6 protein-coding genes are annotated in these 23723 nt (G+C 33.3%); all 6 read right to left on the bottom strand.

What is annotated here, in order from left to right; genetic code table 11:
* Nucleotides 1-3: 3 nt before the first annotated feature.
* Nucleotides 4-4461, bottom strand: a complete 4458-nt coding sequence (locus KORDIASMS9_RS14215; protein WP_162819966.1) for a type I polyketide synthase — start codon at nt 4459-4461, stop codon at nt 4-6.
* Nucleotides 4462-4471: 10 nt separating this feature from the next.
* Nucleotides 4472-7840 carry a non-ribosomal peptide synthetase gene (locus tag KORDIASMS9_RS14210; protein WP_114903475.1) on the bottom strand — a complete coding sequence of 1123 codons (3369 nt, stop codon included), beginning with the start codon at nt 7838-7840 and terminating at the stop codon, nt 4472-4474.
* A gap of 48 nt (nt 7841-7888) precedes the next feature.
* The gene (locus KORDIASMS9_RS14205) at nt 7889-9244 is read right to left on the bottom strand and encodes an aspartate aminotransferase family protein (protein ID WP_114903474.1); all 1356 of its coding nucleotides are present in this window, start codon (nt 9242-9244) and stop codon (nt 7889-7891) included.
* A 19-nt stretch (nt 9245-9263) separates the two neighbouring features.
* Complete coding sequence (locus KORDIASMS9_RS14200; protein ID WP_114903473.1) at nt 9264-15686, bottom strand: non-ribosomal peptide synthetase; 6423 nt, start codon at nt 15684-15686, stop codon at nt 9264-9266.
* A 193-nt stretch (nt 15687-15879) separates the two neighbouring features.
* Complete coding sequence (locus tag KORDIASMS9_RS14195) at nt 15880-18276, bottom strand: TonB-dependent receptor domain-containing protein (RefSeq protein WP_114903472.1); 2397 nt, start codon at nt 18274-18276, stop codon at nt 15880-15882.
* 573 nt (nt 18277-18849) lie between these two features.
* Complete coding sequence (locus tag KORDIASMS9_RS14190; RefSeq protein ID WP_114903471.1) at nt 18850-23655, bottom strand: T9SS type A sorting domain-containing protein; 4806 nt, start codon at nt 23653-23655, stop codon at nt 18850-18852.
* Between the last annotated feature and the right edge of the window lie 68 nt (nt 23656-23723).

The raw sequence follows: 23723 nt of genomic DNA, 5'->3' as shown, positions 1-23723 counted from the left end.
TTTTTAAATCACTATTGTGTTTTTATCATTTGCATCTCCACGCAACGCGTTGATGTCTTTTGCTAGGCTTATTTCTTTAGCTATTTTGTGAATGGTAGGATTTTCAAAAAAGATATTGAGCATAATTTCATAGTCAAACTCTTCTTTTATTTTTTTTATTAATACCATTGCTTTGAGTGAATCGCCTCCTAAATCAAAGAAATCATCATGAATTCCTATTTTATCAAACCCAAAGAATGATTCTAGTAAATTGCTAATAGCTATTTCTGTTTCTGTGGTTGGTGCTACATACGGCGTATTTGTTTGGGGTTTTTCAACTTTTATACTTTCTTCTTCAACATCAATTTCATTTTGAGCGGTGTATTTGTGTAATGTATCTTCTTTTAATTTTGCAATAAGCATATTAAAATCGCTCATAGACACAATGATTTCCTTTGCTCTTTTTTGATTTAGAATGTTGGTTAGTATCTCTAAGCCTGTTTCATTGGAAAGTCCTTGTAATGCTTCACTTTCCGTATGATACATTTTTGCAGCGTTTACAGCCATTCCCGTTTCTTTCCAAGTATCCCAAAGTACACTTAGAAATCGAGTTTTATTTGTTGATTTCGATTTTACATAGGAGTTTTGAAACGCATTTGCTGCTACATAACCTACTTGTCCGTAGGGCGCTAATACTGCTGCTAATGAAGAGAATAGCATTACAAAATTTGGTGTATGTGTTATTACAGCATCACAAATGTTTTCTGTCCCTGTAATTTTTGGTGCAAATATGCGTTCGCAATCTTCTTGAGTTCTTTTGTTGATGAGTCCTGCGGCATCCATAATTCCTGCCGTATGAAATACTCCGTCTAATTTTTTAGTCCAAGTGGATAAGGTTTGAGTTATTTTTTGTTGCAATGCTACTTTGTCCGATAAGTCATCAATGATGTACGTTACTGCATCTCCCATTTTATTGATCCATTGCAGCAGTGTTGGATTCGGCGTTTTTCGAACGATTAATAGGATATTTGCATCATAAGTTTCCCTTAAATGTTTTGAAATTACTTTTCCAATTCCGCCATTTCCTCCTGTTATAAGGTAGGTTCCTTTGTGTTTTAATGCACGTTCATCTTTTGTTGTTTCTGCTAGTTTTGATGAGGTATAAAAAGGTTCCCATAGTTTTGTGCCACGTATGGCGATGCATTCATTTTCAAGATTACTTTGTAACACTTCATGAACAAAAGAGGTTTCTGTCGTTGCTGCATCAAATTCAATACACCTGTACGTACTGTTTTCAAATTCTTTTGGAATTACTTTTAGGGCTGCTAAAGATGTTGATTTTGCAGGTATTATTTTTTCATTCCCTTGTACATTGAACGTATTTGTTGTGATACAATCAATATGAATGGTAGTGAAGTTGGCATTGTTTAATATGGCTCTGGAAAGGTGTAATAATGAAAAATATCCTTGTTGCATTACTTCCTTGGTTGTTTCGTTTTCATTTGTGTTCCAAGCATGTGTAATTGTTAAAGATGTTTTTGTTGTTTTAGTTGCTATGAGTGTTGCTAATTGTTGGTAATCTTCAGCATTGTTTGGATTGATGGTGATGTACATATTTTCATGATTAGAAAATGTACTTCCAGCTTTTACAATAATTGCTTCATCTGATTTGTTGGCTTTAGCTTCGATAGTGTTTGAAAATTTATCGGTTCCTAAAAAGTAGATGTTAAAACTTTTTGAAGTGTTTTCTGAAAAGTCTGTTGTAATCTCTTGCCAGCCTTCTTTGTAAGTCCAATTGTTTATATCCGTTTTTGCAATTGAAGTTGTAGTTGATGCTTGCAATTGTTGATACGGCGCTACTTTTACAGGAAATTGCATTGTATCAAAACTGTATAAGGGTACTGGAATTTTTTGACGTTTTTCACCTGCATACATCTTTTCCCAATGTACCTCAACACCATGTTTCCAAATATTTCCTATTCCTTGTAAAAAGTATGCAACATCATTTTTGACTTCTTTTACATGCCTAACCAAGTTAATCGTGTGATGATTTTTTTGGAATTTAGCATGTTGTTTTATGAAGTTTTTTAACGATTTACCTGGACCAATTTCAATAAATAACGTATTTTCATTTTGTAATAAAAGATTGGTTCCTTTTACAAAGTTTACTGTTTTTCTTAGATGTTGTATCCAGTATTCTATGGAAGTTGCTTCTTCTTCAAGTAGTATGTTTCCTGTAAGGTTTGATATTATTGGATGATTTGGTGCTGAGAAATGAATTTGTTTTAAAACATCACGATATGCATCTAACATTTCGTCCATCATTTGCGAGTGAAATGCATGAGATGTTTTTAACAGGATATATGGTATGTTTTTATCTGCCAGTACTTCTTTGAAAGTATTGATGTCTTCTTTAGCACCAGAAACTACACAGGAGTTTTCTGTATTGATGACGGCAATTGATAAGGCTTCGTGTAGCAACGGTGTAATGGTTTTTACATCAGCATTTATGCTAATCATGTCACCTTCTTCAAGCTGACTCATTAATTTTGCGCGTTCGGTTACCATTTTAAGTCCATCTTCAAAAGAAAACACACCGCTTATACACGCCGCAACATATTCTCCTAAACTGTGTCCAATAGAGGTATTGGGTTGCACACCATATTGCATTAGTAGTTTTGCTAAGGCATATTCAAATAAGAATAGTAATGGTTGTGTATATTGTGTATTGTTAATTTGTTGAGCAGCTGCTGTTGTGCTTGAATGAAACCCAAGAATTTCTTTGTGATTTTCACCTGTAAGTTGGTGTAGTATGTCAAAACCTTCGTCCAGAATTGTTGCAAAGAAGCTATTTTCTTGATACAATTCCTTACCCATAGCAAAATACTGATTCCCTTGCCCTGGAAACATAAATACAATGTTTGTATGTGCATTTGCTTTTGAAACAGCCGCATTTTTGGTGTCTAATTGTTGTAAAGCATCTACGCTATTTTTACATACGATATAGTCTCTGTAAGACATATCTTTTATTTTGTTTTGCAGTGTAAATGCTACATCGTCAATTGCTATTGTTTCGGTTTCTTTTATGAAGTCCTTTAGTTTTCCTTGATACTTTTCCAATGACGTTTTTGTTTTCGCCGTATATGGAAGTATGTGATATTGTTGTGCACTTTGCGATGTCTGTTTTGCAGGCGCTTCTTCTAGTATTGCATGCACATTGGTTCCGCCAATTCCAAAACTACTGACACCGGCAATTCGAGATGCTCCATTGGTAGTTTCCCAATCTTTTAGTTTTGTGTTTACATGAAAAGGTCCTGATAGGAAGTCTATATCTGGATTTGCTTCTGTAAAGTGTAATGAAGGCGGTATTTTGCGATATTTTAAAGAGAGTACTGTTTTGATGAAACTAGCAATTCCTGCGGCGGCATCTAAATGTCCTATATTTGATTTTAGCGAACCGATGGCACATGCATGTTCTTGGGTGTGCTCAAAAGCTCTATTTAGTGCTTCTATTTCAATGGGATCGCCCAGTTTTGTTGCTGTTCCATGTGCTTCTATGTATGAAATTTCGTTTGGTTGTACGCCTGCAACTCTTTGTGCTAGTTTTATACATTCAAATTGACCTGTGGCACTTGGTGCTGTGTATCCAACTTTTCTTTTTCCATCATTGTTGACAGCAGTTCCTCTGATGATTCCGTATATATGGTCGCCATCATTTACAGCATCTTCCATACGTTTTAATACAACCACACCAACTCCTTCACCACTTATGGTACCGGAAGCATCTTTGTCAAAAGTTTTGCAATGACCATCTTTGGATAAAATCATGCCTTCTTGGTATTGATAGCCAATATCGGTTGTGGTATTGATACTTACGCCTGCAGCAACAGCCATGGCACATTCTTTCAGTAATAAGTTTCTACATGCAATGTGTATGTTGACTAACGAACTAGAACATGCAGTATCTAGATAGTAACTTGGTCCTTTTAAGTTTAAACAATATGAAATTAGCGTACTGCTGAATTTGATGTTGGATATTTGTTCTGTGTAAAATGGACTTACTTTATCACTTGGATTCATGAGTACATGAGCTCTCCAATTGATATTGTCACTAGCAGATACGTAGAGTCCAATTTTTTTGAGATATGTTAACGGATTGTATCCAGCGTCTTCTAAAGCTGTCCAAATTTGCTCATGAAGTATCCTAATTTGCGGGTCCATCAGTGCAGCTTCTTCTTTGGTATATCCAAAAAAAGCATAGTCAAAACTACCAGAATCTTCTATAAATGAAGTCGCTTTTATATAGGTATCATCTTCAATTTGATCTTGATTCAAATCTAGATCTTCCAGTGCTTCATTTTCATAAAAATGAATTAATTCTTCTCCGTTTGCTATGTTGTTCCAGAATTGTTGAATGTTTTCTGATTTTGGAAATTTCCCTGAAATTCCAACAATAGCGATGTCTTTTTTTCTTAGTTTCATCTTTATATTTTTATTCATCCATAAAATCAAGAATCTCATCTAATTCATCTGAGATATCAACTTCATCTTCAAATTCTTCCGTGTGTACTTGTGCATTCGTTTTTGATAAGTACTGTGCTAATTCAAACACATTTGGATAACTGAAAAGCGTTACTGCCTTGAGTGATGTATTTAATTCTTTGTTCATCAAGTTTTGTATTTCAACCAGTTTTATTGAGTTTGCTCCTAAATCGAAGAAGTTGTCATGTATTCCTATAGTATTTTTATCAAGTTCTAATACTTGCGAAATGATATTGATGATTTTTATTTCTTTTTCATTCGTAGGTTTTACGTATACATCATTGTTTGTAAGTTTTTCATCTTCATTATTTGCCAGTGCATTTTTGTCTATTTTACCATTAGCATTTATTAGCATTTCAGGCAATTGCACAAAATAGGTAGGTATCATGTACTCAGGAAGTACCGTTTTTAAGAATTTCTTTATATTGCCGCCGTTTTGTTGCGTATCGGAAGTAATGTAACCCACTATTATTTTTTCGTTGGTTTCCATGGTTTTTATTATAACCGTGGCTTCTTTGATGGTTTCATAGGCTTGTAATGCATTTTCAATTTCATTCAGCTCTATTCGATACCCTCTAATTTTTACTTGATTGTCTATTCTTCCTAAGTATTCTATATTTCCATTGGGCAGTCTTCTTCCTAAATCTCCTGTTTTGTATAGTTTTGTAGTCGCATCAAAAGGGTTCACAATAAACTTTTTGTTTGTTAATTCTGGTTGGTGTAAATATCCTAATGCCAAACCGTTACCAGACACATGTATTTCACCTGCAACTCCGGTAGGCACAAAGTTTTGAATGTCATCTAATATGTAAACAGCTACATTGTCAATTGGTTTTCCTATGGGTATGTTTTCGTCTTCTGCGGTCACATGATGAGACAGACAGGTTACAGTAGTTTCTGTAGGTCCGTAATGATTGTGTACTTGATATGGTTTTTTGCTAAAGTTTTTCAGCTTGTCTCCACCAGAAATCAACAAGCGTACTGTTGTATTTTCTATTTCAAAAAAGCGTTCCGTAATCATCGCGGGCAATACCATTACTGTAATGCCAGTATTGTTGATGTATTGGTGAAGCTTTGGCATATCGACTAAGATTTCTTCTGGTAGTATATGCAAAGTAGCTCCCGAAAGTATGCTTGGATAAATTTCTTCAACGGAAGCATCAAATGCGATGTTTAGGTATTTACCAACAGTATCATTTGTACTAAATTTATACGTTTTAATGCTCCATTGTATATAGTTTAGCAATGCTTTGTGTTGAATAATGACACCTTTTGGCTTTCCTGTGGAACCCGAAGTGTAAATGACATACGCTGTGTTTGAAGGAGTGATATTTGCTGCTTCAAATGTAATTTGATATTGTTCTTTTTTTGAGAGAAAGTTTTCAATAATATGATCGTCAATAACAAGTTTACAGTTACTATCTTCAATTATATGATCGCGGCGTTCTTTGGGTTCCGTAGGATTTATAGGCACATACGCAGCACCAGATTTTAGGATTCCAAGAATAGCAATGATTAACCATTCGTTTCTCCCTTGTAAGATTCCAATTAAATCATTTGACTTTACATCGTACGTTTCTTTTAAATAATGACCTAACTGACTTGATAATTGCGCTAATTCTTTGTAGGTATAAGTATTGTTTCCTGCCTGTAAAGCAATAGCATTTGGCGTTTTTTGAACTTGTTTTTTAAATATATTGACTACGGTTTCGGTTGTTGATTGGGGAACTTTTGTTCCTTGTGAAATCTGTGCTATTTTCTGTTTTTCCTCTTCATTAAGATAGTCGACATGTATTATTTTTTGTGATGGATTTTTCAATACTGCGCCTACTAGTTGTTGAAAGTGTTGCATTAAATTTTTAATCATCCATTCATTGTATACATCTGTATTGTAGGTTAGTGTAAATTGTAAAAAGTCATTGACTTCACTGAATGCAATTTCGATATCGAATTTCGATTGATTTTGTGCCAATTCTACAATTTGATGTGAGTCTTCTGCTGTTTTTGTTGTATCAATAAGCTTTTCTGTGGCATTTTGAAATACAAATAATACATCAAATAATGCACTGCGACTTGTATCATATTTTAGATTCAAATCGGCTACCAAAAGATCAAAAGGATAGGTTTGATGTTTGTATGCTTGTAGCGTTGTTTGTTTTATTTTTTGATACGCTTCTGCAAAGGTATCATTTGGGTTTACTTGATTTCGCAAGGCTAGTGTATTGACATAAAACCCTATTTGATGTTCTAAATCTGCATGGTCTCTTCCCGCTATTGGAGTTCCAATAATGATATCTTTTTGTCCTGTATATTTATAGCATAAAATATTCCATATACTCAACAAACTCATATACATACTTCCACCTTGTTCCTGAATAAAGGATTTTAATAACGAAGTATTTGATGGCGAAATGTAAGCACTAAACGTACGTCCTTTTGTGGTTTTTAGTTTAGGACGTTTTTTATTGGTAGGAAGGTTTAATGTGGGAAGTGTTCCTTGCAAAGTTGTTGACCAAAAATCTTTATGGTTTTTATACGATTCGCTTTCCACTTGGTTTTTTTGCCATACAGCGTAGTCTTTGTATTGAATGTTTAATTTTGGTAATTCCGCAGTTTTTCCGTTTTCAATTGCTTCATAAAATTGAATCGTATCATTTGCCAACACATTAAGCGACCATCCATCACTTATGATATGATGCATATTGTAGTAAAAAACATATTCGTTTTCATCTACATGATATAAAGCGGCTGTTAATAATGGCCCTTTACTAAGATCGAAAGTTGTATTGGTATCTTCTTGAATGTACTTTTGGATAATTTCTTCTTTTGCTACCGTAGTTCTGACATCTACATAGTTGACTTCAAAGTTGAATTCATCCGCAGGAATAATCCATTGCTTTATAACTCCATTGCCATCTGGTTTAAATATTGTTCGCAATATTTCATGTCGCGCTATAGTGGCTTTGATTGCTTTTTTAAAATTTACAATGTTGTAGTTTTTATGCAATTTTATTTGAAACGGCATGTTGTACGACACAGAGGTTTCTTCAACCTGACATAAATACCACAATCGTCTTTGCGCAGAGGATAATTCGTAATTTTCTTTGTGTGCAATTGCTGGAATTTCTGCACTATTTTCAATACTAGAAGTAATTTTTTCTTTTTCTTGAAAATAGGTAATTAATTCTTCCTTTTTTTCTTTTATAGCTTGTAATGTTTCCGCATTGATCCCTTCATTTTCAGTTAGAATTTTGAGTTTGTTATCCACAAATTTTATGTAGATGCCTTCGTCTGCTATTGTATTTAAAAAATGAATCATTCAAAAATGTATTTTTTGTTGTATGTAGTTTGATTGCTACTATGTTTTTTATTTTGTTGTAATATTTGCCATTGCTTTTTCAATACTATACTCAATGGAAGCTAGGATTTCATGCACATGATTTTGATTGATTGTCAATGGTGGAGATATGAGAATGTGATCGCCTTGAACGCCATCAACAGAACCTTTTCCGGGATATAAGACAACTCCATTTTGTAAAGAGATATCTCCAATTTTTCGACTTAGATTTAAAGCCGCAGGAAATGCTTCTTTTGTGTTTCTATTTTTGACGAGTTCTATTCCACATTGTAAGCCAAGACCTCTAACATCTCCTATGATTTCATGTTTTTGCGAAAGTTTTTGTAAGCCAGCTCGCAATAGTTTTCCCATTTCATTACTGTTTTGAGAAAGTTGTTCTTCTTTAAATATGTCTATGACTTTACTTCCTACAGCTGCTCCTAGTGGATTGCATGAAAACGTATGTCCTCCCAAAAACGCACTATTTTCCTTTACCAAAGGCGCCACTATTTTTTCAGAAGCTACGACTGCTGAAAGTGGAAAATATCCTCCGCTAATTCCTTTTCCTAAAGCCAAGATATCTGGGACAACGTCAAAGTTTTCAAATCCAAAGTTTTTTCCAGTTCTTCCAAAACCAGATAGCACTTCATCTGCAATAAAAACGATATCATATTTTTCGCAGATATTTTTTATTTTTTTAAAGTAATTTTTTGGTGGAACTGCTGCTCCTAAAGCTGCTCCAACAACAGGTTCTGCTACAAAAGCAGTAATGGTATTAGGGTTTTCTTTTAGGATGCATGTTTCAAATTCTGATACTAGAAAATCTGTATACGCTTCTTCTGTTAAGGAAGCTTCTTTCCTGTATGAATATGCTGCAGAGATGTGAGGAAAGTTTTTCATCCAAGAGCTATACATTTTTCTTCTCGATTCTATTCCGCCAATATCCAACATAAAGATTGAGTTTCCATGATATGAAAATGATCTTGTAATTATTTTATATCGCGTAGTATTCCCTTTTACTTTGTGGTATTGAAATGCCAGTTTTACGGCATTTTCTACAGCTTCGGTTCCGCTCATAGCAGTCCACGCTTTTGCAAAACCTCCTATTGGAAATTTTGCTAATTTTTCCATGTATGATTCTACCGTACTATTGCTGAATGCATGTGTAGGTAAAACTGCTACTTTGTCTAGTTGATCTTGTATGACTTGTTTGATGTCTTCGCGTCCATGTCCAATATTTGAAACTGCACAGGAACCAGCGGAAGCATCTAGGTATTTTTTTCCTTGTTCATCATACAGATATACTCCTTTGCCAAAACTTATTTTTGGATATTCTTTTTGCATATCTGGACACACTGCAAACGAATGAATTAATGATTTTATCAAAATTTATCTGCATTAAAAATTATAGTTCTATTTCTTTTAAGGTAGTTTTCTTGGACTCAAGATTTTCTTGGTATTGTATGAAACTGATTTCAGCCGCAAGATTTTCAATGGTAGGTGATTCAAATATTTTTACGATGTTGATCTCAATATTAAATTCTTTCTTTATTTCAAATAATATTCTCACTGCTTTGATACTGTGACCTCCTAATGCGAAGAAATCATCTTTGATTCCAATCTGTTTTTTTTCCAATATATTTTCCCAAATGGCAACCAAGCTTTTCTCTATATTGCTTTTTGGCGCAACATAGTGTTCGCCAAGTGCTATTTCTTCATTTTTTATGGTTAACAGTGCATTTTTGTCTACTTTACCATTTGGAAGCAATGGAAATTCTGCAAGTTGCATAATTGATGTAGGCAGCATATAATCAGACAGATATTTCCGTAAGAATGCATGCAAATCAGTTGCCTTTAGTTCCTTGCTTGATGTGATGTAAGCCATCAATTCTTGTTCTTCTAATTCATTGATTTTGGACAGAATGACTACATCTTTAATCTCATCATGTTTCCTAAAAGCATTTTCAATTTCTCCAATGTTTATTCTGTAGCCACGTATCTTGACTTGATTGTCTTTTCTACCCAATACTTCAATCAAGCCATTTGGCAGCATTTTTCCTAAATCGCCTGTTTTGTATAGTTTGTTTTTTGTGTCAAACGAATTTTTAATAAAACTGATGTTTGTCAGTTCTTCTTGATTTATATATCCTCGTGAAACACCAATACCAGATGTATGTATTTCGCCTATAACACCTACAGGAACTAATGCATTGTTTGCATCTAGGATGTAATTTTGCATGTTTTGAATAGGCTGACCAACCAAGATTGTATTTTCTTGTATTTTCTCAGGAATTTGATAAAAGGTGGTTACATCTGAACATTCTGTTTGTCCATAGGTATTAATGATTTCTATGTTTTTGTTAATGTCAAAAAAGCGATTGACATATTTTTTTGACAATCGTTCTCCAGTAAGAATGAGTTTGTCCAATACTTTAAGTTTAGAGGCTTCCCCTATAGCAAATACGTTATTGAGTTGCGATGGAATTACTTCTAAGTTTTTCACCTTTTCCTTTTTGATTTTCTCTAGTAAGAGCGCAATATTTTGAATTTCGGCTAAGGTATTTAGAATGAGTTTTCCTCCAAGAATTAATGGTGTCCATATTTGCCATATACTTCCAACAAAATGTAATTTTGAGGTATGAGATATTACAGAATCAGTCGTCATATTTAACAGGTTTATTTTGCTGTATATATGATTCACAATTCCTTTAGTTTGTATCATACATCCTTTTGGTTTTCCTGTAGAACCTGACGTGTAAATAATATATGCAACATCATTTACAGAGGATTTTTTATCTAAGTTTACTTTGGAAAAGCGCGCTTGTGTATTTTTAAAATCATCAAAGAATTGGGCATTGACAACAAGTTTGGCATTTTTACTTATTTCCTGAAATTTTTCTTGAGGAATGTCAATAGCAATAGGAGAACATGAACACGAAGCTTTTAATATTCCTAGCATGACTATTATTGAAATTTCAGATCGTTCTAGCTGTATTCCTATTATGTTTCCAGCGTGTACCTGATGTTTGTCTATCAAATAGTTTGCAAATTGATTGGCTTCTTGGTTTATTTCTTGGTATGTAAGTTCTTTTTCTTCATATACTAGTGCCGTATTGGTAGGCGTTTTTTCAACTTGCGTTTCAAACAGTTCTACAATGGTTTTCTCACTTGGATACTTGGTGTTTGCAGTTGCATTAAAGGTTTGAAGTAATTCATGTGTTTCTGCATCTGACAAGTAATTAACCGATGTGATTGATTGTGAAGGTATTGCTATTAGTTGTGTCAATAATTTTTCAAAATGTGAAAATATTTTATCAACGAAATAGTCGTCATAAATATCAGTATTGTATTCTATTTCTAGCGTAAGTTTATCGTTTAGTTCAGAAAACACAAAACTCATGTCAAATTTTGAAGTACGATTTGATATTGGGTAGCTTTCAACTATGATATCATTCAAATGATTGTTTGAGCCTATATTTTGAAGCTGTTCTTGGTTTTGTAAAATTACCATTACATCAAATAACGCAGAACGCGAAGTATCTCTTTGTAGGTTAAGCTTTGTAACCAACTCATCTAAAGGATAGTTTTGATGTTCGTAGGCATTTAATAAGTTGTTTTTTTGTGTATGTATTAAACTTGAGAATGATTGATTATTTTCTATTTGTGTACGAATTGCCAAAGTATTTACAAATAGACCAATTTGCCCTTCCAAATCAGGATGTTCTCTTCCTGCAATTGGAGTGCCCAAAATAATATCGTTTTGGTGGGTATATCTATGCAATAAAGCATTGATTCCTGCCATTAGGGTCATAAATAAACTCGCATTATTCGATTTTGAAAATGTTTTTAGCGATTGTAGAAATGCCTCTGAATATTGATGTGATTTTACACTCCCGTGAAACGTTTGTACTTTGGGCCTGCTTTTAAAACTTGGTAAATCTAACACCGGAAGTGTGCCTTGAAATTGTTGTAACCAGTACGTTTCAGACTCTTTGTAAAGTTGTGTTTTTGAGGTTTTTTTCAACCAACTTACATAATCTTTGTTTTGTATTGGCAAAGCAGGCAACACGATTTCTTCTCCAGAAATAATGCTATTGTAGAGTGTAATTATTTCTGAGATTAAAATTTCTTGCGACCAACCATCACTAATAATATGATGCATGGTTACTAAGAAAATATGTTCCGCTGTTTCCGTTTTTATCAGTGTTGCGCGTAATAAAGGATTTTTTTCCAGATTAAATGCTGTTTGATAATCTGTGTCTAGGTAAGATGCTACTTTTGTTTTTTGGTCCGCAGTGTTACAACAATCTACATAGTTAATTTGAAAAGGTATTTCATCTGAAATGTATTGACGAACTTCTCCTGATGCATCTCGTTTAAAGTTTGTTCTCAATATTTCATGACGTGCTATTACTTTGTGAAATGCAAGCTCTAATGTCTTGTGGTCTAGTTTTCCTAGTAATTTTAAAACCATTGGCATATTGTAGGCTATGGAACCTTCTGCAAACTGACTTAAAATCCATAAACGATATTGAGATGATGAAACTGGATACGAAACAGCTTCTTCTACTCTTGGAATTTCAATATAGTTTTGCTGTTTTAACAACAGTGCTAATTCTTTAATGATTGGAGCTGAAAAGAAATCTACAAATGAGACTTCTTGATTTAATTCTTTAGACATTATATTGATTACCTGAGATACCATTAGGCTATTTCCTCCTAGTTCAAAGAAATTATCGGTTACGCCAATTTTTTCAATACCTAAAATACTTTGCCATATTCTTACTATTGCCTTTTCTTTTGGCGTTTTGGGAGCGATATATCTATTTCGTATGATGGATTCTCCTGTAATTTCTGGCAACGATTTCCTGTCTATTTTACCATTCGGAGTTAATGGCATTTGTGATAAAGAAACATAATGGCTTGGAACCATATATTCTGGAAGTTTAGAAGCTAAATATTCTTTCAATTCCGTTTTTTCTATATCATTTTTAGTTGTAAAATATGCTACTAGGACTTTATACTTTTGCACTTTTTTTACCATGAGCACTACTTCTGAGATATCATCTGAAAAACTAGTCAATACGTTTTCAATTTCTCCCAACTCTATTCTGTAGCCTCTTATTTTTACTTGTCTATCTTTTCTACCTAAAAACGCTATGTTTCCATCTGGCAACCATTTAGCCAAGTCGCCCGTTTTGTATAATAATTCACCCTTTATAAACGGATGTGGTATAAATTTCTCTGCTGTTAATGTGTCATTATGCAAATACCCTTTTGACAAACCAGCTCCAGACACACATAATTCTCCTGATACACCAATGGGCTGTACTTTCATGGTTTCAGATAAAATATAAACATGTCCATTTGCGATAGGTTTTCCTATGGACACATTTGTTTTTTCTGTTCCTTGTATACGATAACAAGTGCTGTATGTAGTATCTTCAGAAGGCCCGTAAAGATTTCGAATTTCTTTTTTCTTTGCTAACGAAAGGAAGTGCTCGTCAATAGGGAATTCTTCTCCCGCTACATTGATAACGCGGATATTATCATGTGTAATTTCAGGTATTTTTTTAATGACTGAAGGAACTGTATTTAACAACACTTTTTTGTCAGTATCTACATACGTTTTTATTTCTAAAGCATCTTGTAATAGTCGTATCTTTTTCCCAACTGTTAATGTGAAAAATATCTCAAATATTGATAAGTCAAAACAGAATGAAGTTGTTGCATATACCGTTTCAAATGTTGAAAGGTCAAATTCATGTGCTGCCCATTGTAAAAAACTTGTAGCATTCTTGTGGGTAATCATTACGCCTTTCGGTTTTCCTGTAGATCCGGAAGTATATATTACATAAGCCAAGCTATTGGCATCAATCACTTTTTCTAGATTTTTTGCAGCATATTTTTCTTGATTTGTTTTAAATTTCTGTAATTCTTCAAAAGTTATTGTAAGCGTACATTGACTATGACTTTCAATATACGTGACACGATCTTCGGGGTAATTTGGATCTATTGGAACATAAGCGGCACCTGTTTTTAATACTGCTAACATGCTTATAAGCATCCATTCATTTCGAACTAATTTTATGCCGACTAAGTCATTTAATTCTAGTTGATATGTGGTATCTAAATAGTTAGCTAGTTGATTTGCCGTTGCATTTAGCGTTTTATAGTCAATTGTTTTATCTTCAAATACAATAGCAATTGCATTTGGTGTTTTTACTACTTGCTCTTCAAATAAATTGAGAATTGTTTCTTGTTGATTATAGTCGATTTTCGTTGCTGTGAAATCTTCCAATAGCAACTTTGTTTCTGCTGTTGACAGATAGTTGATTTCGTTTATTTTTTGTTGTGGATTTGTAACAATTTCTTCAAGTATATTTTCCAAATGCTGACAGAGTTGTTGTACGTGCAATGCTTCGTATATGTCTGTATTGTAGGTGAGTTTTAATTGTAGTTTTTCTCCCCTAAAGAATGCATACGTATAATCAAATCGACTTGTTTTGGCTGCTAACTTTAGGTATGGTTTTAAGTCTAAGCCTTTCAGTCTATTTTCTGTTTTGTTGGCTATATTTTGTTGGCTATGCAATACTACCATTACATCAAATAATGGAGAGCGTGAAACATCTCGTTCTAATGAAAGAGCATCCACCAATTCATCAAATGGATATGCTTGGTGTGTATACGCTTCAAGTAATGTGTGTTTTTGAATAGCCAATAATTCACGAATCGTTTTAGTGGCTTCAAATGAGGTTCGAATGGCTAATGTGTTTAAGTACAATCCTATTTGCGCTTCTAATTCGGTACGATCTCTATTTGCAATTGGTGTTCCTATAATGGTATCCGTTGTATTGGTATATTTATAACATAAAATATTTATAGCGGTCATTAAAAGCATGAATAAGGAACAATCTTCTTTTACGGCAAATGCTTCAATTTTTTCTGTAAAAGCTTCTGAAAAATTGTGGGTATATGTATTTCCATGAAACGTTTTTATTTTAGGTCTTGTTTTAAAACCTGGCCACGAAACAATTGGAAGTTCTCCTGAAAATTTTTGTTTCCAATAATTCCTTGCTTCTGTATAAGCTGGCTTTAAACGTTCTTCAATATTCCAAACAGTATAATCTTTGTATTGAATAGAAAGTTCTGGGAGATCAATCGTCTTTTTATGCTGTAAACAATCATACGCGAATAATAGATCTTTGATAAAAATTTCCATAGACCAACCATCGCTTATAATGTGATGCATTATTAGTGAAATGATATGACGGTTTTCTGAAAGTCGAAATACTTTTGCTTTCCACAAAGGTGCTTTTTCTAATAAAAATGAGTATTTATTATGAGCTTCTATTGCTTCAATAGCTGATTCTTCATTAGTGGTAATAACTTCAAGTTTGAATATTGAATCGTTCTGAGGAAGAATACATTGTTGAATTTCTTGGTTCTCTTTCTGCGTAAAATATGTTCGCAAACTTTCATGACGATGTATGATGTATTGGAATGCTTTTTCTAACTTTTCCAAGTCAATAATACCCGTAATTTCAAATGCTATAGGAATCGTATATGCAGCACTATTTCCTTGCATTTGATGCAAAATCCACATCCGTTTCTGTGCAGATGTCAATGGATAGGATTCTTGATACTCAGTTTTGGAAATTTGGGTATCTGAATTAGACAGTAGCGCTATTAAATCACTTTTATGCGCTTTAATTTCTGCAATAATAGCTTTCGTTAATACTCCTTTTGGGGCTTTAATCTTTAACTCTTTTTGTTCTACCTTGAGTCGAACTCCTAATTCATTGAGTTTACTAAATAACAATTTCATATACAATACTTCAGGGGTGTATTAATGATTAATTAATACAGTGTTACATTATCTTTTCCACGATACCAAGCATTTTGATTGTATCCTTTGATCATTTGATACACCAAACACTACTTAATAGCTTTTCATTATATTAAATATCTATTTATACGTTAACAATTAATCTTTTGAGGGAAGATTTTGCGATTAAAAGTTAATTTCCAGTACGTCTTTTTTCTTCTTCGTTTCCAGTTTCTTTGGTCGCTACGCTTATATTGTTGTTACCAAACTTATATGTTATGGAAAGTTGAAGGGATTGAGCATCGTCATAGTATCTTTCTCTTTGAAAAATACCATTAACTCTTGATTCATAATCAAAATATTGAGTTTTAAATATATCATTCGCTCTTAATGAAATATCCAGGTTTTTATTGAGCAATAGGTATTGAATTGCAAAGGATAATGAACTTATCGCTCTGTTATTGTAAATACCATCAACATTGGCAAAATTATACCAATAATTGACATTGCATCGCAAGGTTTTTTCTTTGTTTAAATTAAAATCATTATATGTTGATATTCTTGAATTGAATCCTGTATTTTCCTCTTCTGTGATGTTGATATCAGAGTCAAAAATGACATAGTTGAGGTCAAAAAAGGTACTGCTTTCCCACCAACTAAAGGGACTAAATGTATAGCTTTCAGATAAACCAAATCGTTTAGTATCTATGTAATTAGCTACGGTTAAGCGAGTTAAATTTGTATTTTCATCAGGGATATGTATTTGAGCAAACACATCTTGTTCTTGACTAAAATAGAGTTTGCTGTTTAGCTTTTTGTAGGTGAAATTAAATTCGAAATTATCTATAAATGCTGGTTGTAAAAAAGGGTTTCCTTCTCGTACTTGAAATGGACTTGTAAAGTAACTATTTGGGTTTAGAAAATAAAATTGAGGCCTATTTATCCTTTTGCCATAACTGAATGAGTACGTTGCATTATCGTTGGGTTTGTACGATACATAAAAGGTAGGAAATAACTTTTCATAGTCATTTTCTGTAGAACTATTTGTGTTTTGAGTAAACGTTTCTGTTTGCGTCAATTCTAACCTAAATCCTAATTTGGCCTGCCAGAATTTGTTAATTTTTTTAGTTCCAGAAATATACACTGCCTGTACATTTTCATCATAGTCAAAATTATTACGTTCTAGAGGAAAACTGAGCACAGGATCATCTACGATTCCGCTGTTAAAAGAAAAAATATCATTACTAGTTTTTGATTCAGTTACTTTGAGTCCAAAATCTAAATCTATCCATTTGGTTGGATAATCAATATCTAATTTTCCTGATATATTTTTTATTTTCTGAGTATTTGTGTTGATTCCCGCATAGAAACTTTCTGTATTTGGCGAGAAAATAGTAGAATTCCCAGTATATGATATGTCATCAGAATTGTTAAATGTAAAATAATCAAGATTTAATGATACTCTTTTTCCTAAAGTATCAATAGCATAGGTATTGTTTAAATTAATAGTGTGAATTAAACGATCTTGATCTGTATCTACTTGCGATCGCAAGGATCTTACGAGTTGGTTGTTTGCAGTTTCAGAAATAGCCGTGGATGAGTTTTCATCTAACAAATACATGCTATTATTGAATCCATATTGAGCCCCTATAGTCCATTTGGAAGTAAGGTCGTAATTTACTCCAAATCGCCCATGATATCTTTCATATTTTGCTCTGTATGGTGATTTTCTATTCCATAATTCATCTGGAAAGAATGTGTAATTTTCTTGATCTGTAAACCAAGAACCTTTGTCATAGTTTAAAGAAGAGGTAACACTAAGCTTATTTTTGTTGTAATTAAAACTACTCATTAAACTTGCACTAGGATATACTCTTTGAAGATAGTTTCCTCCTATTGATGCACTCCAAGAATCTTTTTTTGATTTCTTTAAATTGATGTTAATGATTCCACTACTGCCTAATGCTTCATATTTAGCAGGTGGTATGCTAAAAACTTCTATATTTTTTATATCCTCAGATCGTAATGACTTCAAGTAGTTAACAAGTTCTTCTCCAGAAAGTTGAACAAGACTTTCATTAATCATTACTGCCATATCGCTTTTACCAAGCATTGTTATGGCATTATTTTGAACATTTATACTTGGTGTTATTGCTAGAAGGTCTGTAGCGTTTCCTTGAGATGCTTGTATTGAGTTTTCAACATTAAAGACTAAACGATCTACTTTTCGTTGAATTAACCGCTTCTTTGCTGTGATCGTAATTTCATCTAATTTTTGAGAATTAACAACTTCTATGATTCCAAGATCTATAAGTTCGTTCGTAACTTCTAAACTTATATCATATAGGACTTTTCCAACATATATTATCTGTAAATTATAACTACCTATTGATGGATTTAATTGAAAATTTCCTTTCTCATCTGTTATTGTTCCTTTAATATTTGAAGATTTTTTAGCAATTAATATTACCTCGGCAAATTCTAAAGGTTGTTTCGTGTCTTTTTCTAAAACAATCCCTTTAATGTTAGTTTGTGCGCTTACAGTAAAACATAAAAATAGTAATAATTGTAAGATTACTTTCTTATTCATAAATTTTTTTTCCCTTTCATGCAAGTATAAGAATTATTTTTAAAACTAAATAGAAAATCACTTCAATTGATTCCCCCTAAACAAGAAGATTTAATAAAATGAATTTCTTCTACTAAATTAAATTATAATTTTGTAAAACTTACTTCGTAGCTAAATTTGGAGGACTTACACCAACTTCACAGAAACCTCCCGTCTAATACCGGTTTACACATAAAATGATGTTTATAAACTCGTTCATTTGGCGGTTTAGTTCTTTGCGAATACTTTCCGTAGCTACGGCTATGCAAACCCTTCACAGCATCCTATACAGTCAAAGCAACTTCGTACCCAAAACACCAGTTTAAATGTATATTGGTATAATACCAATTCTACTATCATCTGCAACTAATCATAAAATATTTATGTAGAATCCAGTCATGCAAAATTGTCTTAAAGCATACAATAAAGGTTTTACCGAATGCTTACAGTTTTGTGGTAAAAATCAAGATATAACTAAAGCGGGAAATCCCATAAGGAAATCCCGCTTTTAAAAATGTGTATTGGACACTTCTGATTTTATAAAAACTTACATAATTATCTTTTAATAATAATTTGTTCAGTACGATTTATATCTCCAGCTTTTATTTTCACAATATAACTCCCATCACTAAGGTTAAGCTGTCGTAAGGTAATGAGATGGTGTCCCTTATCTATCTCTGACCAAGATTGGGTATACACTTTTCTTCCAGTCATATCAAATATTTCTACCTCCATAAGACCTTCTTGTTGAACTTCTAGCATAATGTTGAGCTCTTCTTTAACTGGGTTTGGAAAAAGAGCAAAAACGGTTTGAACTTTGGTATCTTCTGTAGCGTCTTGTTCTGTATCAATTTTTACAGTTTGGTTGTCTGAATCTCTACTGGAGTTTGGAGCATTGCTATTTGTAAGTGTACAATTGGTGATGTTTAACTTTTCTAATTGACTCAGTGTTTCGTTTAAAACAAAAATCCTATTAATTTTGACGTCTGCGTCAACCAAAGTTGTAGTTGTCGTGTTACAAGGACCTCCAACACACGAGCCATTTCCATCTTCGGTGAAATTTGTATAATTTATACTTTCTTCGGGATGGATAGCTGTATCTTGTATAGGAATACCGCCTATACTTGCTGTCATCATACCATCATTAAATGTCGTAGTAATTTCTACCTCTTTATTTAGTGGAATTTTCATAACCGATTGTATATCTCTAACCACATTATTTAATTTCGTCTCAAAATACAAGCTTCCATCGTGTTTAACACCCACAGTTACTTCGTTATTCGATCCTTTAGATTGATAAATAACAGCTACTTTTCCGACATCTGGCAATCCTGTTAAGGTAAATACAGTATTTATAACACGCTTGATAACCGTATCAGGTACAATCACTCCAAACCAATCTAAAGCTATGGTTGTTAAATTATCCGTAAGGTCTATCTCGCATTCCCCTTGTTGGTAACAGTCGGCTAATTGATCGAAAAAACTATGGTAATTGATCACATAACGCAACAACGTTCGATAGACATTGACTTGAGGTATGTTATTGAGTATACCGTACTCTTGATCCCATGAATACAACAAATACAAATAGTCAGATATCTTTTCTTCGCCTCTAACGATATTGAGTGCACCACTAAAGGTATTTATATGGTTGGCAAAAGATTTGAAAATTTGCCTATCGTTATCATTGGCTGTAATTATAAAGTTAACACCTGCTGTACTACTTACTTTACGCCATTCTCTAATGAGTTGTTGTATTTCACTATTTAATTTATCTAACTCTGCCCAGTAATTCCAAGTGTTTGGGTTTTGTGGGTCAAATCCAAGATTATCCGATGGTTGAGGAATGAGAGGCGCATAGTTGTTCGCCGGATCATTATCAAAGTCATCATCATCATCTCCTCCCTCTGGATTAGGAAATGAACTCCCTCCTAAAGAGGTATATGCTCTTGACATCATATAGGGCTTTGGTACTTGCAAAATAGTCACTTCATTTTCACCTTCAATAGGATTATTGTCTTGAAAAAGTGAATTTATATAATACCCTTCCCAAGAGTTTGCTCCTTGTGGAACATATTCGCCATTTTGTAGTGCTAAATCATGAGCATTTGGATTGGTTGGAGGGCTATTAGGATCTGCTCCAACAGGTGGCGTTTCTACATCGTATCTATCTGCACTAGTATTTTGAATGGAAATTAACGTTTTATCTGCTATAGCCTCACAAATTTCAGCACCTGTTGGGCTTATCGTATTTTCTACATCCATGAAGATATCTTGATCTCTTTCATTCAATGGAGTATCCCAAAAGATAAATTGGTCTATTTTTCCATTAAAATTATCATAAGTACTCCAGGCTACTCCACCCAGTGTTGTGGGAGCAGAAATAGACATCGCCTTATTGTATAAGGTGATGCTTTCTCGTTTAAGTTGGTTGGTACTGTTGTTTTTTACAAGTGCCACGAGTTTGTTGTTATTTTTTACCACTAGACATTCTATCCAAATATTCGGGTTTGTTAAAAGCCAATCAGCTAATGGAATTTTATACGTTTGAACTACTGCATTGGCATTTACGACCAGTTCTATAGCTGGGTTTTCGTTGTCTGGTATAAAGCGTAAACCCCAACCATCGTTGATACTACTGCCGTCTAAATTACCCATAGCATAGAGATACTGAGTAGTTGCAGTCCTTAAAGGGTTGCTTGGACTAAATTTTGCATATACAGAAAAGCCTTGTGTAAAATCGCCAGTGGTATAGATGTTTTCTGTATCTAAATTGGCATAATGTAGTCCATCTAAATTTATGACTTCATCTCCAATTGCATTGGTATCTACGTTATATAAACTTGAACAATTGCCACCTGTTGCGCAAGGTCCTACCCATTCGCTACAAGTACGTTGTATCCCTAGATTATCTTCCTGACCGTTGTCGTCGTAAAGTAAAGCATCTAATGCTGCGCTACTACCTGCTGTACAATTGGGGTCGGTATCACTTTGTTGCTCTTGTGCTCCTGTAGAACCTTTTTGATATATTTTTGCATATACATTTAATGTTGCTCTTGCAATCAATTCATCATTTACATTAGGGTTTTCCTCTAATTGCACATCAATTAAATAGTCTTCTACCTCGCCTAAAGTATTTTCATTAAAAGAATCTTGTTCAGGGTATGTTGCACCTCGTTTTACCGATATACGCAAGCGCTTTTTTCCTAATTTCGAACTATTTTCATCAATACCAAATGCTGGTATTTTTTCATTAATTCTGATGACATTAAAATCCTCAACATTGTATAAATTTTGAGATTCTCCAATCTTTTCAATTGGATGTGCTATTGGATCATTTACAAAATTATACGTATACTCTGTTTCAGTCCCAACTGTCTCTTCTTTTTTTCCTACTGTCTCTTCTCTATTAAAAAAGTCAATCCAAGCACGGGCAGATACTTCACCGTTAAAATTCTTTTTGAGTGTTATTATTATTTCTATGAAGAAGTCTTTTGAATCTACATCATTTGGAAGTCCAGAATCATTTATTAATTCTAAACTTGCATTTGTCTGAAACTTATAGACTAAGTTATCTAAATTAAGATAGCCACCATTATCTCCTGTGGTGATTTTTTTAGAATAAATAGGATTGATTGGATATAAAGGGTGTTGTGGATCATTTTGTATTTGAGTTCTAATATTTTCTGGTTGGTCCCATGTGTTTATTTCTACACTTTCTATGTGCAAGTGGTCATTACCGATTTGGGTACTGTATTTACTTTCTTTATATTTATAGGATTGCCATAAATCATTATACGCTCCATCTTCAAATAACTCTTTGGCATTTACGGGGAGTTTATGAGGCAATCGTATTCCACGGATAGAAGCTGTTGGGCTAGTTGATTTTGTTCTTAAATGTATGGTAGCGGGAAAATCAAAATTACTTAGCAGTTCAATGCCACCTGTATTGGTTTTTCTTAAATAGTCTAATAGATTACTCTTAATTTTATCGGTATCTCTAGTAAAATCAAGAATACTAAGTTTTCTAGTTGGAAAATTGGGTAGGTTGTAAGGATTTTGGCCTATAAACCAGGGTTTCCCTTGAAATGGTTTGGTTCCATTGACAAATCCTAAAGGCAATTCAGGAAAGAGCTGTTTGCCATACAATACTATATCGGTATCATTATTTGGTGTCACATAGAGTAATACATCACTTTGACTTGCATTGCCAGGTCCTGCATTAATACCATCTCCATAATATTCTTCAATTAAATTGTATTTATTCAAGTGTGAGGCTCTAGGATCAAAAGGGAAAAAATCTGTCGACACTAAAGTTATGACCTCTGATTCAGCACCATTTATGGTTAGATCATAACTAGCATCTACAGGATTGGGAATTAAATCATGTAAAAAGCCACCTCTCACTTTATTTAGCCAAGTTTTATGTTGAATATCAAATTCTAAACCATCTATAAAATTTGGACGATATGTTCTTTGGAGAGGATTGGTTCTTTCGTAATAGGATAACCATCTTTCTTTTATGGTGTTATACCTGTGCGGAAACACATTCGCATAAGCGACAGCATTCCCTTCTTCATTTAATAAGGGTGAACCAAGTATATTATATAAACTAGCAAGATTTCCATTAAGATTTTCATAATCAGCTTGATTGATTAAGAAATTACCTTCACTAAGTCTAACATTATTAATATTTGCTCCATCATAGTTTTGGAATATACTTTTGTAAGAACTTCTGGCATTCCCTAAGCCCGATGAGTAGTGAGATATATTTGAAAGATATTGATCTTTTATTGAATTGTCTCCTATGTCCCAGCCAAGTACATACGTGTTATAAAAAGCATTGGTATCTCCTTGTTCTGCATCGTCAAAAGTAATTTTATATAATTTGACATTTCTATTCGTTTCAATAATTTCACTTACCTCAACTTCATACATTCTATTGATCGTAAATGTATTAAGATCATTTTGGTTAGCATCGGTACCTGGCAGCTCAAAGTCAAATGATAAATAAACTTTTTTATCTCCAGAGTTTACATGGTTAAGGTTTTCAGTTATAAAAAATAATTCTTTAATCTGTTGATTACCATCATGCAAATTATTTGTGTTGTTCACTAAAAATCCATTGACACAATTAAAATCGGAATCATTATAACACAGCCTAGCTACACCACGTTTTATGTCTTGAAATTTTTTTAACGTAGTAGGATCGTTTATTTTTCTAATTTGATTCAACTCACTGTACTGATTCACAGAAAGTGGAGGAATATCTGTTGTATTTTGGTTAAACCCAATTTGAGGTAGTAGATAAAGAATACATACTATTAGTTTAAAGTTTTTGGTGGTTATAAGTGTATTCATAATGTTCTTTTTTATGATTTATCCAAATACCAATACGTTTATTGATATTAGGTGTAGGATATATAGTT

This window comes from Kordia sp. SMS9 (genome assembly GCF_003352465.1).
Lineage (GTDB): Bacteria > Bacteroidota > Bacteroidia > Flavobacteriales > Flavobacteriaceae > Kordia.
The sequence above is the reverse complement of the archived record's forward strand: the minus strand, read 5'-3'. Positions and strand labels throughout refer to the sequence as shown.

Excerpts from the sequence above, each read along its gene's own strand:
- KORDIASMS9_RS14215 (WP_162819966.1), bottom strand. The coding sequence starts at position 4,461 with ATGAAACTAAGAAAAAAAGACATCGCTATTGTTGGAATTTCAGGGAAA.
- KORDIASMS9_RS14210 (WP_114903475.1), bottom strand. The coding sequence starts at position 7,840 with ATGATTCATTTTTTAAATACAATAGCAGACGAAGGCATCTACATAAAA.
- KORDIASMS9_RS14200 (WP_114903473.1), bottom strand. The coding sequence starts at position 15,686 with ATGAAATTGTTATTTAGTAAACTCAATGAATTAGGAGTTCGACTCAAG.
- KORDIASMS9_RS14195 (WP_114903472.1), bottom strand. The coding sequence starts at position 18,276 with ATGAATAAGAAAGTAATCTTACAATTATTACTATTTTTATGTTTTACT.
- KORDIASMS9_RS14190 (WP_114903471.1), bottom strand. The coding sequence starts at position 23,655 with ATGAATACACTTATAACCACCAAAAACTTTAAACTAATAGTATGTATT.